The following is an 18372-nucleotide window of genomic DNA, read 5'->3' as shown; positions in this document are numbered from 1 at the left end:
CTGTTTCTTATTTATTGGCTTTTTGTTCATTCCAGAATGCTGACCATTTTTCCAGGACATCTTCAACAGTAGTCTTTTCGAGTAATAACGCCTGGATATCTTTTTCTGCATCCCCACGGAATTCACCCCATCCCTGATAATCAACAGGACGGTTCACAGCACGGTACTGCTCTGTGTTTTCATTCATCTTGATATAGGACTCAAAATAACCTTCCTTGAAAAACGGATCGTCAGCAGCTGTTGTATGAATCGGAATAAGCGAATTGTTTTTGGCAAAGTATAGATTTTGTTCTGGATTTGATAAATACTCGATCAGCTTCCAGGCTTCATCCTTATGCTTTGAGTAAGATGTCATCCCCCATCCAGCTGCTCCCACAGCCTGTTGCGCTATTCCCGAAGGACCCAGTGGAAGTGGTGCTGTATCCCAGGTTCCCTCTTCCATTTTTTCATCTGCTGTCACGATGACCTCAGGATCCTGGATTAACATCGCCGTCACACCGGATGTAAATCCTTGAACCATCTCAGGATAACTCCAGCTGACAGAGTCGGGTGGGGAAGCATCTTCATAGAGCTTCACAAACATATTCATTGCATCTTTTGCCTCAGGGGTTGCGAACATATTTTTATCAGATCCTTTTAAAAAGTATCCATCTTCCGGGTCGATATCTTCTCCCACATAAGCCCAGGTAGTAAATTCGACGTAATCAGAGGATCCGGCTCCTCCTCGGAAGCTATACCCGTATCTGTTTTTCTTCGGATCGGTTAGTTTTACAGCTGCATCGTATAGGTCATCCCAGGTCTTTGGCACCTCTAACCCCGCTTCTTCAAACCAATCTTTCCTATAAAACAGTGTCTTTTGATACAATCCGTACGGTATAAAATAAGGTGTATCATCAATAAAGAGTGCATTGCCTTTTGCGTTTTCATTCACAGTATCCCAATTTTCCCATTTATCAACATACGGAGAAAGATCTTCAATAAAGTCATTGCCAGAGAATTGTTTTACAGTCTGGTCCCTTACTTCAAGCACATCGATGTCTTCTTTAGCCATCATCATTTGTGCGATTTTCTCATCCGCACTTTGCAACGGCGGAGATATGAGTTCTACCTTAATATTTGGGTTTTTTTCTTCAAAATCTGAAATCATCTCTTTTAGCAGTTTTGTTCTGTTTGGACTAGTTAAACTTTCGATCATTTTTAATGTGACCGTATCACCTTCACTGCCAGCATCGGATTCTTCACTCGATGAACATCCTGCCAACAATCCTACGACCATAGCGATCATTACCAATGGAACACACCATTTCCTTAAAGCGTTCATTTAATATCCTCCCTTTTATTTTTTGTTGTCACAACATGATGCAGTGATTTTTCCAGGTCTTCTAACAACTCCTCTGTATTTTCCAATCCGATGGATAATCTTATTAATCCTGGATCTAGATTTTGCTCTTTAAGCTGTTGTTCGTTATTTCCGTAGTTCGGTGACAAAACGAGGCTTTCAAAACCGCCCCATGAAACTCCGATTTGAAAAATAGCCAGAGAATCAATAACCTTTTTCACAGCATGATAGTTGTTTTCTTTTAATTCGAAACTTAGCAATCCGCTATAGCCTTCGAGCATGGATCTTCCTAATTCAAAATATGGATTAGTTGGTAGGCCAGGATAGTTTACTTGTTTAACAGCATGGTGATTTTCTAAAAACGTTGAGATCTTACGCGTGCTTTCTTGATGTTGCTTCATTCTAATCGGAAGTGTTCTTAACCCTCTGGTCAGCATCCATGCTTCAAAAGGCGGCATTACCCCACCTAACAGTTGAAATTCTTGTACAAACAACTCTTTCATTCTTGCTTCATTTGTTACCAGCACCCCTCCTACTAAATCACTGTGTCCTCCAAGGTATTTAGAAGCTGAATGTACGACAATATCGATACCCATTTTGAGCGGTTTTTGATAGAGTGGTGTTGCCCAGGTATTATCAATTATTGTGGAGATTCCCTTTTGCTTTGCCATTTTTGAAACTGCAGGTAAATCTACTAATTTGAATGTCATGGTTGTGGGACTTTCGAGATAAATTACTCTTGTATTAGACTTTATAGATCTTTCAATCTCGTTGGTTTCTGTGGAAAATATTGTGGTTGTTTCGATGTGGAATTTTTCAAGGTAAGTTAATAGCTTTTTTGCTGGTCCATAAATGTTACTTACGCATAAGACGTGATCACCAGCCTGGACACAAGATAGAATCGCTGAAGTAATAGCCGCCATTCCGGAAGAAAATAGCTTGCATGCGTCTCCTCCTTCCAGAGCTGCCAGCTTTTTTTCGGCTACTTCAACCGTAGGATTGTTTCCCCTCCAATAGATATAGTTTTCTGTTTCATCTCTCATCGCTTCAGTAAAGGAAGTAAAATCTTTAAATACAAATAAAGAATTTTCATAAATAGGAGTTACAACTGCCCCATGAAAACGCTCATACTCATCGCCCTGGTGGGTCACTATGTATTCCGGGGATAGATGTTTATCTTTCAAATCTACACCTCTTATTCTGGAACCATGTTAATTTCTTCTTCAACACAGTCCATAAGTTTTTTGAAAATCTCTTGCGCCTGGATAGAATTACGCTCCTTAATGGAATTCAAAAGCTCTACATGTAACGAAAAAGTATCATCGAAAATGTTATCGATTCCAAAAGGCTTTAACCAAAACTTAATCAAACTATCAGATATTGACTCAATTACTGTTTCTAACACTGGATTATGAGACGCATGATAAATAGTCTGGTGAAAATTCAAGTCCGCTTTCGAGGTATCCTTACCTTTGTCCCTCAATTGCTCATATTCCGCCAGATAAGTTTGCATTTGTTGTATTTGCTGCTCTGTGGCATTTTTCACAGCTAATTCAACCGCTTTTCCTTCCAGTGCCCTTCTCACATCTAACATCTGTAATAAAAACTTCTTTTCATTCTGAATTTCAAAACTTGCCTGAATCCGAAACGCACTGCCATCCTTTACATAGATTCCTTTACCATTTAAAACTTCAATAATGTCATTTGCTTCTAAATATCGAAGAGCTTCTCGTAAAGAAGAACGGCTCACTCCATACATTTCAGCCAGATCACTGGCTGAAGGTAGCTTATCTCCTCTCTTCATGTCTTTGTTTTTAATATATTGTTCAATTTCTTCTGCAACGATTTCATGAACCAGCATCCGCTTAATTGTACTCATTTGTCCTCCTTTACTAAAATTCTTTTTTAACCTATTTGGCTATCCACCTGTCATATAGGTTATTATATTCTAAATATTCTGTACAGTAAAGTATTTTTCTGAATATTATTAATTATTATATAATTAACTAAAAACAAAAGCCTTCTACTCGGGGATACCTTAAGAGCTTACTATTTTTTGTCATCGGATTACTAGATCATTGGGAAACAGGAATGGTCCCTTCCCTTCTTTTTTTTCGCTTGTAAGAATTGATTTCTTTACACAAAAACAGGCATTAATCAAATGTTTGATTAATGCCTGTTTTTGTTTACTTAGAGAACAAGCGGAACGCCGAACCTGTCCCCCGTCTCCTTGTCTCTCCCCTCTATCTTCCTAGTAACTGGGACAAGGAACCTGTCCCTTTGTACCACCATTAAGCTTAAACACAGGTTTAATAACTCCGATTTTATCTTTTCTCATGTTAAGCACAGGCGGATTAATATAATTCTCCAATGATTGCATGATTAGCTTGTCACCGATACCAAGTTGTTTAAGTACTTCTAACGTCACAGCGCTACATGCCCTCGCGTTTCCATCTTCCATTTTTATTGCGATGCCGATTCCTTCTTCACTAACTCCAAGGCATTGCACGCCTTCTGCTCCTGCTTTCGCAACGATTTTCCCTTTAAATGTTCTCATTAGATCAGTGTCAAACCTGTCTGTGCCGGCAACCATCTCTGGATATTCTGTCATTGCCTCTTTGATCCTTTTTAGTGTTTCTTGTCTTCTGGAATCATCGATAGTAGTATGTGCAGCTAATCTGGAAAATCCCAGGGCTGCATTGTAGAGTGGAAGACGGTGTACTGGAACTCCGCAACCATCCACGCTTATTTGAATTTTTTCCTCCGGTATATTACATGTTTCAGATATTGCTTTCATAATTCTTCGTTGGACTGGATGGTTGGGCTCTCTATAAGATTCATAGTCTTCTCCCATCTTAACAGCAGTTGCAAGCATCCCTGAGTGTTTCCCAGAACAATTGCTGTAAAGAGGGGTTAGTTCTTTCCCGCTCTTAATAAGTTTAATATAACTATCATGATCTCTTGGAATATGAGTCCCACATTGAAGGTCGTTTTCCTGAAGTCCAATACGAGCTAGAATATCGCTTACTCTGGAACGATGAAAGGGTTCTCCGCTATGAGATGCACAACTTACTGAAATATCTGCATTGTGATAGTTAAAAAAATCGGCAGTACCTGTTTCAATAAGTGGGATTGCTTGAAAAGGTTTCATGGAAGATCTGGGAAATGTTAGCCGGTATGGGTCTCCATGGGAGTAGAGAAGTTCTCCTTTATAGTTAACTACAGCGATATGTGCTTGATGAGTGCTTTCCAAATGATTTCCTCGGTATATTTCTACTGAATAAGTCATACACATCACACCTTACTATTTAATTTCCTTAACATTTATTTCCTCATTCTCGGATCGATCGCGTCTCTTAGTCCATCTGCAAGCATGTTAAAGCTAACCATGATCGCGATGATTACGATCGCAGGATAAATCAGCAAATATGGCTGGTTTTTCATCGCCTGGTAGCCATCGTTAATCAATACACCTAACGAAGCGTGTGGTTCCTGAAGCCCAAGACCAATAAAGCTCAGGAAGGCTTCCGTAAATATCGCGCTCGGAATGGTAAACATCATCGTGATAATAATTAAGCCGAGCGTGTTCGGCAGTAAATGTCTTGTGATCAAACGGAATTTTGAAGCGCCGAGTGTTAACGAAGAAAGGATGAATTCCTGCCCTTTCAGCTTGAATATCTGGGCGCGAACAAGCCTGGCCATGTTAACCCAGCCGGTAATAACCATGGCAACTGTAATGGTAAAGATCCCCGGTTTCAACAGCATGATTAGCAGGATGACAATTATTAGATTAGGTATCCCTATTAGAATCTCAATAATCCTTTGCATAACATTATCCACTTTTCCGCCGAATAACGCGGAGATCATTCCGTAAGTTACACCGATCAAGAGGTCAAGAAAAGCAGCAAGAAAAGCTATATATAAAGATATTCTCGTCCCCTGCCAGATTCTAGTCCACTGGTCGCGACCGAACTTATCCGTTCCGAGCCAATGTTCCGAACTCGGTCCCTGGTAAGCTGCGTCATAGTTAGTCTGTTCATACGTATATTCGTTCATATAGGGCCCGAACACTGCAAGAAGGAGGATCGCGATCAAGGCAAAAAGGCTAATGAGAGCACCTTTATTCTTCTTAAGCCGGAGCCAACTATCCTGAAATGCCGTGAGCGGCGGGGAAGATATTTTTTCTTGATCCTCCTCGTTTACATGAACGGGATCAAACATGGCTTCGTCCAATGCTTGCGAAGAATCAGGATGATATTTTCTATCCGGTATTTCAGCAGTTTTCATGACCAATCACCTCTTCTCATCTGCCAAACGAATTCTTGGATCGATTACACCGTACAATAGATCGACAACCAGCATGGTGAGGACAAAAAAAGCGCTATAAAAAATCGTGATTCCCATAATAGTGCTATAGTCATTTACTTTTATCGAATCAACGAATAAACTTCCTATGCCAGGCACACCGAAAATGTTTTCAATTACTAGAGATCCTGTTAGCAAACTGACCGCTATCGGACCTAAGATGGTTACGATCGGAATCAATGCGTTTCGTAGTGCATGCTTAAATATGATCGAAGTGGTGCTCAACCCTTTTGCTCTGGCAGTGACCATATAATCCTGTTGGAGAACTTCGAGCATCTCATTACGGGCAAATCGCGCAATTAAAGCAATTACGATTAAGGAAAGGGAGATGGTCGGAAGAATAGAACTTTGATAGCTCTCCCAAAAAGCTACAGGAAGAATCCCCCATTTTAACCCAACGAAATATTGCAATAGTGCTGCAAAAACAAAATTTGGAATCGATACGCCCAGAACAGCCACAAGCATGGTCGTAAAATCCCATATACTGTTATGCCGAAAAGCCGCTATAACTCCCAGGATTAGTCCAATCGTTAATCCAAGTAACACCGCCTGGGTCCCCAACAGGGCTGAAGGCCCGATTCGATCAGAGATGATGCCGTTAACAGACTGTCCTTTATAATAAAATGATTCTCCTAAATCACCGGTCATCAATTTTTGAAGATAAATACCATATTGAGTCAGCAAAGGCTCATCCAGGCCATATTTGGCATAAAACTCCTGTCTCGCCTCTTCTGATAGATCTGCAAGTTTCTCTTCATTAAACGGAGACCCCGGCAGCTGTTTCATTAAAAAGAAAGTAGCAGTGGCGATGATCAATAACGTCACAATAATGTTAAACAGTCTTATGCTTACATATTTTTTCAATGAAAACACTCCAATATCAGGAGAGGAGAGAGATGATTCCCTCTCCATTCACCATTTTTATTCAACCGTAGCGTATTTATAATCCCATGAAGCTCCGTACGGATGGAAGACAAGATTCTTCACGTTTTCTTTTTGAAGATAAGCCATACCCTGGTAATACAGCGGCCCTAGAATAGCATCTTCCTCAAGCATTACTCTCTCTGCTTCCATGAACATTTCCATACGTTTAGTTTCATCCGCTTCATCACGCGCACCATTTACAAGCGCATCATACTTATCGCTCGCATAATGTCCGCGGAACGCTCTTTCAGGGGTTACCCATAGGTTCATGTAAGTCATTGGGTCATTGTAATCTGCACCCCATGCCGAAACTACCATTTGGAATTTATCATCTCTCATCGCCTGAAGGCGCCCACTGTATGGTTTAGTGACTAATGAGATTTCAATGCCAAGGTTTTTCTTATATTCACTTTGTAAGAATGTTCCTGTATCCTTAGAAACACTGTCATCGGCTGTTAATAATTCGAGTTCCGGTGCTTTCCCCAGCTCTTCGACTCCTTTTTCCCACAGCTCTTTCGCTTTGGCTGCATCAGGTTTGATAACTGGCCCTTGCGCTTCACGGAAACTTTGATCATTCGGACCGGTCATACCTGGAGCGATCAGACCGTAGGCCGCCTCTGAGCCATTATTCAAAATAACTTCTTCTAAAACTTTGGGATCATAAGCTAGCTGTAGCGCTTTTCTAATGTTGTCATTGTTGATCGATTCATTGCCTAAATTAAACTGGATATAGTAAGAACGGAAATTAACGTTTGTTCCAAATTCAGGTGAGTCTTTGTATTCATTCACGTCAGAGGAAGCAAGGTTTACACGATCTAATTCTCCTGCTTCATATAAATTTAAAGCAGTCCCCTGTTCTTTAATTACTTTCAAATCAATTTTTTCGACATCTACGTTATCGTTATCCCAATATTCTTTGTTCTTTTCAAACGTTACACCTTTCGCCTGGTCATAATCAGTAAGAACATATGGGCCGTTATACAAAATAGCATCTTTAGCCAGACCAAAATTGTCTCCCTGTTCCTCGACAAACTTTTTATTTAGTGGAAAATAGGTTACAAATGCTGTTAGACCAAGGAAATATGGGGTTGGTTTTTCTAGCTCAACTACCAGTGTTTTATCATCTTTAACCTCAATGGCAACATCTTCCGCTTTTCCAGTACCGTCTGCAAATGCGGCTGCACCCTTAATGTAGTCAGATAGAATATTATAGTAAGCACCTGCAGTGTCAGGATGCATTGCTCTCAACCATGAGTATTTAAAATCTTCTGCTGTTACAGGATCCCCATTACTCCATTTGATCCCGTCTCTTAAAGTGAAAGTATAAGTAAGTTTATCCTCTGAAATATCTACATCCTTTGCCATCGCTGGCTCTGGTTTGTTGTCTTTATCTAATCGATAGAGCCCTTCCATAACGTTGTTTAAAATGGAAAAAGATATAGAGTCGGTTGTGGTGACCTGATTAAGATCGGGAATGTCATTTTCAACACTTAAACTGATCGTTTTATCTCCAGATTTTTCTGATGAAGCGTCGGTTGCATTTCCTTCCGTTTTCTCGGATGAATTCCCTGAGAAATTGCACCCTGTTAAAAACAAACCAAGAACAAGAAGCAGCGTTAAACTCTTTACAAATCTTTTATTCATTTTAATCCCCCTTAAAAAATTTTGATTCGCTAGAGTAATATGCAAATTTCATACCAACTTTTACTAACCCTCCACAATTATCTAAAAGTAGACAATTTTCAGAAACCAACTGTCGTTTTATATAATTTAAGATAGGAAAATTGGGTTGACCATTTCTGTCAAAAAAGAAAGAATTGGCTATCATTTTTACCACCATTTTTAATGCGAATAAGGATGTTAGTTACATTAGTTAGCTGGCATAATAATTGCATGTTAGATAGTTACTAATAGGGGGGATCAGATGGACTGGTATAAAGAAGTATTAAAAGTGAAAGAGAATATAATTAAGGACTTATTTGGTTTAATGAAAATCAAGAGTATCAAAGATCTTAAAAGCAGTTCTAAACAAAAACCGATGGGAGAAGGCATCGCAGAAGCTTTAGATTATATGTTATCTCTAGCTGAAAGAGATGGTTTTACAGTAAAAAACATCGATGGTTATGCTGGGTATGCGGAGCTTGGGAATAAGCAAAACAACGAAGATCTGTATGCTGGTATTCTATGCCATTTAGATGTTGTTCCCGCCACAGGAGAATGGGAGTCGGACCCTTTTTCCCCGGTTATTAAAAATGACAGGATTTTTGGGCGAGGTGCAATTGATGACAAAGGTCCAACCATTGCTGTCTACTATGCTTTAAAAATTCTCAAGGAATTAGACCTTCCTATCAAGCGTAATATTCGGATCATTTTTGGCACAGACGAAGAAAGTGGAATGAGATGTATGAAGTATTACAACCAAACAGAACCGATGCCTGAAATAGGCTTTGCCCCTGATGCCGTTTTTCCGATCATTCATGCTGAAAAAGGTCAGATCAATGCTAAATTGACATTTAAGGAATCTAAAACTAAAAAAAACACTGGTCTCAATAAAGTAGTGAAATTTGTTTCAGGGAACAAAGGAAATATGGTACCAGAAAAGGCAATGGCAATCGTTTTCGCCCCGGATACAGATATTGAGAAGAAATTTGATGAATTTTGCAAAAGAAAACAGCTTGATGGAAAAGTAACAACAAACGGTGAGGAAGTTGAAATTATCCTATATGGAAAGTCGGCTCATGGAATGAACCCTTCAGAAGGAATTAACGCTGGTTTAACTTTAGCTAGTTTTTTACATAAAGAAGGAATAATGGCTACGAATCAAAAAGCATATTTTGAATTCCTTGGAGTAGTTTTATATAACGATCATGACGGCGAGCAATTAGGAATAAACTTTGAGGATGATTATTCAGGAAAATTGACTGTAAACCCGGGGGTGATGGAATTGGAGAATAACGAAGGGTCTCTTCAACTTAACATTCGCTGTCCGGTAAACACCCCTTACTTTCGTACGATCGAAATTATAGAGGAAAAAATAAAAGATTACTTTTTTTCGCTTGAGAGTGTAAGAGAGAAGAAACCACACTTTGTGAATAGTAATGAACCGTTGATAAAAGTCCTTCAAGAGGCATATCAGGATGAAACTGGATTGGAGCCTTCCCTACTATCGACAGGAGGTGCAACGTATGCACGTTTTATTAAAAGAGGAGTTGCTTTTGGCGCCGTTTTTCCAGGAAAGAAAATGACAGCACATCAAGCAAACGAGTACATTGAGATGGAAGATTTGTTAAAAGCGACTGCAATATACGCAAGAGCCATTTACGGATTGGCGAATATGGAAGAAAGGGAATAAAAAGCAAAGTATCAGACATCTCCAACACAATATCTAGATAACATTTGCAGCAATGTTTATCTAGATATTGTGTTAACAAAGATGGCCAGACAATTATATTCAGCCTTTCACTTTTTCTAAGAATTTTTCACCCAGACAAGTAATTTTGCTTCCTTTTCTCCCCCTCTGAATTAAGATTAACTCTTTTTCATTTAGTAACTTCTGCCTGTATCTTAGTTGTTGGTCTGTCAAATCCACATTGTTTTCTTTTAGATAGTTTAGAATGGCGTGTCTTCCAGAAGAAGGAGCCCCATCTGTTTTTAAAAAGTGAAGAATTAGAACAAGCTCGTGTAAGAATTCTTTTTGTTCGAATTCCTGTATCAGCTCCTCCAATGAATCCGATTCTTCTGTGTCTATTAAAACATGATGTTGCGAGAGTGAAAAAGGAAGATGCTTTTCATAAACAACTTCCTCGCAAATATGCGCGACATACTCTGCTACATTCCGAAGCTCTCGAATATTTCCAGGCCAGTCATAGGTTAGTAAGGCATTTTTGGCAGAGTCGGAAAGTTTAAAAGGCGGCCGTTTTAATAAACTATAAAATTCCTCAGCAAAGTTATGAAACAAAGGCAATATATCGTTCTTTCTTAATCGTAAAGGAGGAATATTTATTGGTAAAACACTTAATCGATAATAGAGATCTTCTCTAAATTCATTCGCTTGAATTAATTGATTTAAATCTTTATTCGTGGCTGCTATAATCCTCACATCAAGTGAAATAACCTGATCACCGCCTAATCTCATGATCTGTTTTTCTTGCAGGACTCTAAGCAGCCGGTTTTGTATAGAAGGAGAAGCATCTCCAATCTCATCGAGGAAGATAGTCCCTTTATGGGCTTGTTCAAAGAGCCCGATGTGACCGTTCTTTTTTGCACCTGTAAAGGCACCAGATTCGTAACCGAAAAGTTCACTTTCAAGTAGAGTCTCTGAGATCGCAGCGAAATTAACGCCGACAAAAGGATAATTGCTTCTTGTCGAGGCATTATGAATTGCCTGGGCGAACACTTCTTTTCCTGTGCCGGTTTCCCCGAGCAAAAGAATGGTTGAATCACTCTTAGCCAGCTTCTTTGAAATGTTTTTAATATGGTGGATAGAATTGCTTTCCGTTTTAATATCCTTAAATGAGTATTTGGCTACCAAGTTTTTTTCTTTTGATTTATTTCGAAACTCGTGTTCAATTTTGCGGATCTCATCTATCTCTCTAAAAATAATAAGGGAACCAAACGGTTGATTTTCTACTCGTAAATCTTTTTTTCTCACGTAAAAGGCTTCCTTATTAACTTCGAAAAATTGATCCTCGTCGACCTCAAGCTTTCTAATAAAGTTTACTAATGTGGAAGATACTATTTCTTTCATTTTTCTGTTGATCACTGTTATATGATTCAGGTTCAATAAATTTAAAGCCCTCTGATTAACAGCTCTAATCCGTTCATGTTGAGAATATACGATAACCGCATCGTCTATATTGTTAATTATGCTCTCCAGACTTGTCTGCAATACTTTTGATTTTAATATTTCATCGCTTAACTCATCTGTAATTTGTAGGAGAGACTGCATATATCGAGCAGAAAGATGATTATATGAAAACGAAGTGATGTTTGATCTATTAAAAATTTCAAAAATGGTAGAAATGTCGATTATTCGAGATCCTATATCAATTGTCTTCTTAATCGAACCGGGAACAAGTTGAACCTCACCCGGGGTTATGGCTGTACTTATATCTGTTGAGAAACTTGCACCAGGATAGTAAGGTTCCAATTCAAGCTGAACCCCAATTTCCTGAAAGATATCTATCGTCTCTTTCGCTGTTCCTTTTAAGTTCGAAACAAGAAGCACACGTTCTCCTTTCGGAATTTCAAGAATGTGTCTTATTTTGGAAAAATTTATCATGCGCTTAGAAATTATATATGGAATATCATCATTTAAAAACGGCTTTACCATTTTGTAAACTATGTGGCTTGATAGAAGTACCATGGTGTCATTTTCAATACTGGAATGATCTATATCTTCAACTATTCGGGCTTCAATGTTAAAATAATCTCTTATTCCAATATCTAATAATTGAGATACCATGGAGTTTAAAGCGTTTTTTTCATAAGCTATGATTAAGATTGTTTTATAACTCAAATTTCCCACCTACTAAAAGCTCTTTTCCATATACTAACACCATACCTTCCAATTTTCGACAGTTAATTTGAATTATTTTGAATATAATCCTGGTCTACGAAAGAACTGCTTAGAATTGACGATATTGGGCCAAAAGTAGCGAAGGAATTTGGATAGGGAATAGATAAGTCCTATTGCTAAATGCGATTTTTAGCGTAACTATTTTCTAATTAAAAAATAAGCGCTCTCAGTTTGTTCTATAGTATTAAAGAGAACACGGTCCTTATCTCTTTTGCACCCACTTCGAACACCCCCTTTAATCAAACGCTTGATTAAAGGGGGTGTTCATATTTTCGTCCTATTTTTCACCTTATTTATAATAATGTATGGAATGTTAAAAGTTCTGTAACAACAACTATACTAATAACTGTGGCTGGGAAAACGTCCCTATGTCCCATAAAAGACATGACGCTGCAAGAAGCGGAAATGGTCAAGAAGGAACTGCAGACAAAGGGAAAAAAGAAAAAGAGGTTTTTTCTTTTTTAAGAAGAGACTGTAATGATCGTGACCATAGTTGTTTTTAGTTTTATGACACTTGAATTGAATCAAATTTTAAGTGAACATACCCCTTAATCAAACATTTGATTAAGGGGTATGTTCGCTTACTTTTTATTCGTAGCAGACATCGCATGCAGGAAGAAGCTGCCTTCCCTGGAGATGGTCGATCCAGCTCTTCCCTGTCTGACGAGCAGCAGTCCAAGGTCGCCGAGTACTTCCATTCTGCTGCGCAGCTGTTGGTCTGTCAGGGTGATGCCCTTCTCTTCTAGTTGCTTGCGGACTTTTATTCTTCCGAAGGACTTTTGCATTTTCTTGCCATTTTCAAAAACAGTCAATATCGCGATGCTTTCGTCTAAAAATCCATGTTTTTCGATACTTTCGATAATGGATTTGGTTTCCAGCCCTATGTCCTGTTCTTTCTCCTTTACTTCCCCGTTGAAGAATAATGGCAGGTTTGCCTTTGTGATTGTTTTCTCTTCCAGGCAAACGCAATAAGAGATGACGTTATACAGTTCCCGGACGTTTCCCGGCCAGTGATAGTGATGGAACGCTTCCAATACCTCTATTGAAAAATGCACATCGCTTTGTGAGAACTGCTTCAAGAAGGCATCGATCAGAGGTTCCAGGTCTTCCTTCCGACTATTGAATGATGGAACGTTCATACTAAAAGGAGCCAGGTAATAATAAAGATCTGTCACCACGGCTTCGCTCTGGACCAGGGAATTTAAATCGCTATTGCTTGTTGCAATCAGCCTTACATTGATCGGGATGGCGTTTTTTTTGCCAATCCGGAAAAGATGGTTGTTCTCCAGGTACTGAACGACACGTTTCTGGATAGAGTGTGGGAGATGGTCTATTTCCTTGATAAATAGTGTCCCGCCGTGGGCCAACTCTACTAAACCAGGATTATCATCTACCCCGAATAACTCTTCCTCCAGCAGTTCATTGTTTTTCATCGAACAGTTCACGGTTACAAAAGGATGATCGGAGACAGCAGAATGATTATGGATCGCCTCTGCCAGCATCGTTTTGCCTGTTCCTTTTTCTCCCGTTATCAAGACCGGATAGTGGGTTTTAGCAACTTTTTGTGCGATATGTACGAGCTCTTTCATTTTCAAGCTGGATGCTACAATATCTTCAAAACTCCTTGATGCCGCTGTCTTTACTGACTCTGTTAAAAAAGCTTTCGGATCGTTTCCATAGGAAACCTTCGTGACCGATACGAGTGATTTGATATACCTTTTTACAAAAACAGAACTTTGTTCTTGCAGACCGAACGCTTCGAACAATTCAAGCAGCGTCTCAAGGTCCAGCACCCTCGGTCCAATGTCGATCACCTTCGCAAATGCTTTTGGGACAAGGTGCTTCTCCCCTGGTGTTACGACATAATCGATCTTCTCCGGAAAAGGATGCTCCGGATCATATGCCAGATAGTGATGCTCAAATAAAATTTGAGTCAGCATTTCAAGGGTTTCCTTCGTGTTGATCCGGTTGTCGTTCACAATCAGGATGTTCTGTCCCTTTGGCAAGTCGATCAAGTCTCTCAAGTTAACGATATTAATTGCTCTTTTTGCTATCACGCATCTTGCATCAACAGGTATAAAAGGCAGTATCAGTTCTTTTATAAAGATACCAGACAACAATACGACATCGTTTGGGCTGACAGATTCCTTTGTTATGTCTTTTACTGTAATGGATTTTACTTTTATCATGTCTCCGACTATTTCTTTGATCTGCTTGGAGATAATAGCTAAGTATTCTTCCTGGATCGCGATTACTACTAGTTTTCTTTCCATCACCATCAGCCTCTTAGCTTTCATATAAATGACAAGCAGTATAGTGCCCTTCTCTTGCCTCTCTCATGACAGGGACTTTCGTTTTGCAAATGTCCATCGCTTTTGGACACCGTGTATGGAACGGGCAACCCGTCGGAGGGTTCGCAGGGCTCGGAATGTCTCCTTTTAAAATGATTCTCTCCCGCTTTAAGCGTGGATTTGGAACAGGCACAGCTGAGATTAGGGCCTGTGTATAAGGATGGAGTGGCTCATCGTATAAGGAGTCTTTATCCGCTACCTCAACAAGGCGGCCGAGATACATGACACCGATTCTGTCGCTAATATGTTCCACCACACTCAAATCATGGGCGATAAACAGGTAGGTCAAACCCATTTCTTCCTGAAGGTCTTGCAGCAGGTTAAGGATCTGGGACTGGATCGATACATCCAGTGCCGAAACAGGTTCATCGGCGATGATCAGCTTCGGCTTCACAGCCAGTGCACGGGCGATCCCTATCCTTTGCCTCTGCCCACCGCTAAACTCATGGGGGTACCTGTCGGCTTGAAAGGCGTTCAATCCCACGGTCTTCATCAGTTCATCCACTCGATTTTGTATAACGCCCTTGTCCTTTTCCCCATGGATGATGAGCGGTTCTGCAACGATATCCTTTACTTTCATCCGGGGGTTCAACGAAGCGTACGGATCCTGGAAGACCATTTGGAAATCCTTCCGCAAATCGCGTACCTCATCGTCTTTTAACTTGCTGATCTCCTGGCCTTTGAACCATATCTGGCCGTCGGTGGGCTTCAGAAGACTCATGATCATCCTGCCGGTTGTCGACTTTCCGCAGCCGCTCTCTCCGACAAGACCTAACGTTTCCCCCTCATTAATAACAAACGAAACGCCGTCTACTGCTTTTACCGATCCGGTTTGCCGGCCAAACCAGCCTTTATTCAATGGAAAATGCTTTTTAAGTTCCTTTACTTCTAACAATGGGGTCCCCATCTTATACCTCCTTCACCAACTCGGAGTCGTATAACCAGCAGCGGCATCGTCCCTGTTTGTGATCCTCAAGCTCTGGTTCTTTTTCCCAACAAATAGTCATCGCTGCCGGGCAACGCGGTGCAAACTTACAGCCTACCGGCAAATCATCTGGACTTGGTACGTTCCCCTGGATGGACCCGAGTCGTTTTACGTTTTGGCGCATCTTTGGAACAGAAGCAAGCAATCCTTTCGTATACGGATGCTGGGGGTTATCGAAGAGATCATAAACACTCGCTTCTTCCACCACTTTTCCGGCATACATGACGACCACCCGATCGCACATCTCTGCAACGACACCCAGGTCATGCGTTATTAACATGATCGCTGTTTCTTCTTCCTCTTTTAACTTTTTCATTAATTCGAGGATTTGTGCTTGAATCGTCACATCGAGGGCGGTTGTCGGCTCGTCTGCGATCAAGAGCTTCGGTTTACATGCCATCGCCATCGCGATCATGACCCTTTGCCGCATTCCTCCTGATAACTGGTGCGGGTATTCATCGACGATCTCGTTCGCCCTCGGAATCCCTACCGAATCGAGCATATCGATGACATGCTGGCGCGCCTTTTTCTTATCGTATTTTAAATGAAGCTCGACCGCTTCCTGGATCTGTTTACCGATTTTAAAAACAGGGTTGAGGGAAGTCATCGGCTCTTGAAAAATCATCGCGATGTCATTCCCCCTGATCGCCCTCATCTCCCCTTCTGAAACATCGAGCAGGTTTTTGCCATCGAATTCGATCGTGCCATCGACTATCTTTCCCGGTGTGTCCTTTAACAGTCGCATCACAGAAAGCGAGGTTACACTCTTTCCACAGCCGGATTCCCCAACGATTCCGACCGTCTCTCCTTTTTTGATAGAAATGCTCACCCCATCCACGGCGCGTACCACTCCTTCGTCGCTGAAGAAATGCGTTTTTAAATGATTGATATCCAACAGGTTTTCAGACATAGGTTTTGCCCTCCCTTCCTTAATCTTTAATCTTAGGGTCCAGTGCGTCCCTAAGCCCATCGCCCAACAGGTTGAACGCAAGCACGGTCACGAAAATGGCCATACCCGGGAAGAACGTCACATGCGGGGCAGTGTTCAAATAATCCCTGCCCGAACTAAGCATCGCACCCCATTCAGGCGTAGGAGGCTGCGCACCCAACCCAAGGAAACTCAAGCTCGCGGCAATCAGGATCGCTGTTCCGATCCTCATCGTGAAGTACACGATGATGCTGCTCGTTGTGCCAGGGAAAATATGTTTCCAGATCAAGCGCCGGTTAGTCGCTCCCAACGACCTCGTCGCCTCCACAAAAAGGGTCGCTTTTACCGCTAACGTTGTGCTCCGGACAATCCTTGCAAAGATCGGCACGCTAAAGATCGAAACCGCGATGATCACATTTCCAAGTCCCGGTCCAAGAACTGCAATGATACCGATCGCAAGCAATATGCCAGGAAAAGCAAACATGACATCACACATTCTCATGATCAAGCTATCGAGCCACTTACCATAAAACCCACTGATCAACCCGAGGATCGTTCCGGCCGTCGCTCCTAACAAGACAGAACATAACCCGACGAACAACGATATCCTGGTCCCGGCGATAATCCGGCTGAAAATATCCCTTCCGTAAGCATCCGTACCCGCCCAGTGAGCAAGGGAGGGGCCGACCAATATATTGTCATAATCGAATTCTTCTGATCCGTAAGGTGTGATATACGGCCCGATTGCTGCCAGTATCAATAACAGAACGATAAAGATACCCGCAAACAGTGCCAGGCGCTGCTTTTTGAATTTTTTCCAGAACTCCGAGAAAGGCGTTTTCACCTTCTTTTTTTCGTCTTTCACATCGACCCGCGGTCCTTTTGGGTCATTTTTTGGTACAGCTGGTTCGGGTTGTCCCACCATCTCCCCCTCCTTCTACTCATACTTGATTTGTGGATTCATGACACCATACAGCAAGTCAACAACAAGGTTTATCAGGATAAACTCCAGGGCAAACAATAGCATACAGGCCTGGATGACCGGATAATCCCGAAACGATACCGAGTCGATCAACAACCGCCCTAATCCCGGCCAGCTGAACACCGTCTCGATAACGATCGAACCCCCCAACAAGAAGCCGAACTGAAGGCCGGTCATGGTAACTACCGGGATCAGTGCGTTCTTCAAGGAATGGTCCCATACAATCTTCCGTTCCCGAAGCCCTTTTGCCCTGCCAGTTCTCACATAATCTTCTTTTAAAATATCCATGAGGGACGACCTGGTGAACCTCGCAATTACAGCCGCTACCCCTGCTCCAAGCGTTAAAGAAGGCAGAACATAGCTTTTCCAGGAATCGAGCCCGCCGGTTGGAAACCATCCTAACTTCACGGAAAAGAGCTGGATCAACATGAGACCCAGCCAGAAAGAAGGCAAGGAAATTCCGGATACTGCCCCGAACATTCCCAGATAATCTTTCCAGTTGTTACGGTTTGTGGCTGAAATGACCCCGATGAGCAAGCCGATCAGCACTGCCCATGCCATGCTCCATACACTTAACCAGAAGGTCGGCATAAAGCGCGTTGCCAATTCATCAAACACTGGCCGCTTCGTTTTTAGTGACGTTCCGAGATCGCCCTGGAAAATGTTCCCCACAAAACTAAAATATTGCGAAGGAAGCGACTCGTTCAGTCCAAGCTGCTCCCGTACAAGTTCAATATCCTGATATGATGCATCTGGCCCTGCTACGAGGCGTGCAGGATCACCCGGAATCATATGTACGAACAAGAAAATAAGTACCGAGACAATGATTAAAATCGGTATGATGCCAACTACTCGTTTAACAAAATACTTAAGCATGTATAGCCCTCCCTGATGAACAGGATAATAATCGAGCGCTAATT

Annotated in this window: 14 protein-coding genes; 1 reads left to right on the top strand and 13 read right to left on the bottom strand. The window is 41.3% G+C overall.

All coding sequences use genetic code 11. The features are described from left to right. Nucleotides 1–7 precede the first annotated feature (7 nt). The 7 genes from FCL54_RS03810 to FCL54_RS03780 all read right to left on the bottom strand — a co-directional run bounded on the left by FCL54_RS03810 (nt 8) and on the right by FCL54_RS03780 (nt 8272). Nucleotides 8–1321, bottom strand: a complete 1314-nt coding sequence (locus FCL54_RS03810; RefSeq protein ID WP_138123387.1) for an ABC transporter substrate-binding protein — start codon at nt 1319–1321, stop codon at nt 8–10. Continuing rightward, complete coding sequence (locus tag FCL54_RS03805) at nt 1318–2523, bottom strand: trans-sulfuration enzyme family protein (protein ID WP_138123385.1); 1206 nt, start codon at nt 2521–2523, stop codon at nt 1318–1320. The genes FCL54_RS03810 and FCL54_RS03805 overlap by 4 nt, the downstream gene beginning before the upstream one ends. Before the next feature lie 11 nt (nt 2524–2534). Continuing rightward, nucleotides 2535–3218 (bottom strand): FadR/GntR family transcriptional regulator, encoded by a 684-nt coding sequence (locus FCL54_RS03800; RefSeq protein WP_138123383.1) that lies wholly within the window; start codon nt 3216–3218, stop codon nt 2535–2537. Nucleotides 3219–3590: 372 nt separating this feature from the next. Then, entirely contained in the window at nt 3591–4628 is a 1038-nt protein-coding gene (locus tag FCL54_RS03795) for an asparaginase (RefSeq protein ID WP_138123381.1), read from the bottom strand. Between the two features lie 35 nt (nt 4629–4663). Beyond that, nucleotides 4664–5626 carry an ABC transporter permease gene (locus FCL54_RS03790; protein ID WP_138123379.1) on the bottom strand — a complete coding sequence of 321 codons (963 nt, stop codon included), beginning with the start codon at nt 5624–5626 and terminating at the stop codon, nt 4664–4666. A 6-nt stretch (nt 5627–5632) separates the two neighbouring features. After that, nucleotides 5633–6568, bottom strand: coding sequence for an ABC transporter permease (locus FCL54_RS03785; protein WP_138123377.1), 936 nt, complete (start codon nt 6566–6568; stop codon nt 5633–5635). Nucleotides 6569–6625: 57 nt separating this feature from the next. Next, nucleotides 6626–8272 carry a peptide ABC transporter substrate-binding protein gene (locus FCL54_RS03780; protein WP_138123375.1) on the bottom strand — a complete coding sequence of 549 codons (1647 nt, stop codon included), beginning with the start codon at nt 8270–8272 and terminating at the stop codon, nt 6626–6628. A 280-nt stretch (nt 8273–8552) separates the two neighbouring features. Here FCL54_RS03780 and pepV point away from each other — a divergent pair, with 280 nt between their 5' ends. Further along, nucleotides 8553–9980, top strand: a complete 1428-nt coding sequence (gene pepV / locus FCL54_RS03775) for a dipeptidase PepV (protein ID WP_138123373.1) — start codon at nt 8553–8555, stop codon at nt 9978–9980. A gap of 99 nt (nt 9981–10079) precedes the next feature. Here pepV and FCL54_RS24550 read toward each other — a convergent pair whose 3' ends face one another. The 6 genes from FCL54_RS24550 to gsiC all read right to left on the bottom strand — a co-directional run bounded on the left by FCL54_RS24550 (nt 10080) and on the right by gsiC (nt 18328). Continuing rightward, nucleotides 10080–12146, bottom strand: coding sequence for a sigma-54 interaction domain-containing protein (locus FCL54_RS24550; RefSeq protein WP_138123371.1), 2067 nt, complete (start codon nt 12144–12146; stop codon nt 10080–10082). 641 nt (nt 12147–12787) lie between these two features. Beyond that, nucleotides 12788–14479, bottom strand: a complete 1692-nt coding sequence (locus FCL54_RS03765) for a sigma 54-interacting transcriptional regulator (protein ID WP_171016671.1) — start codon at nt 14477–14479, stop codon at nt 12788–12790. 13 nt (nt 14480–14492) lie between these two features. Next, entirely contained in the window at nt 14493–15464 is a 972-nt protein-coding gene (locus FCL54_RS03760) for an ABC transporter ATP-binding protein (RefSeq protein ID WP_138123367.1), read from the bottom strand. 1 nt (nt 15465) lies between these two features. Then, complete coding sequence (locus FCL54_RS03755; RefSeq protein ID WP_138123365.1) at nt 15466–16452, bottom strand: ABC transporter ATP-binding protein; 987 nt, start codon at nt 16450–16452, stop codon at nt 15466–15468. A gap of 19 nt (nt 16453–16471) precedes the next feature. Next, on the bottom strand, nt 16472–17395 hold the full coding sequence (locus tag FCL54_RS03750; protein ID WP_138123363.1) for an ABC transporter permease subunit: 924 nt from the start codon (nt 17393–17395) through the stop codon (nt 16472–16474). A 12-nt stretch (nt 17396–17407) separates the two neighbouring features. Then, nucleotides 17408–18328 (bottom strand): glutathione ABC transporter permease GsiC, encoded by a 921-nt coding sequence (gene gsiC, locus FCL54_RS03745; RefSeq protein WP_138123361.1) that lies wholly within the window; start codon nt 18326–18328, stop codon nt 17408–17410. Between the last annotated feature and the right edge of the window lie 44 nt (nt 18329–18372).

The organism is Exobacillus caeni (assembly GCF_005747095.1).
GTDB classification, from domain to species: Bacteria; Bacillota; Bacilli; order Bacillales; family Guptibacillaceae; genus Exobacillus; species Exobacillus caeni.
The sequence above is the reverse complement of the archived record's forward strand: the minus strand, read 5'-3'. Positions and strand labels throughout refer to the sequence as shown.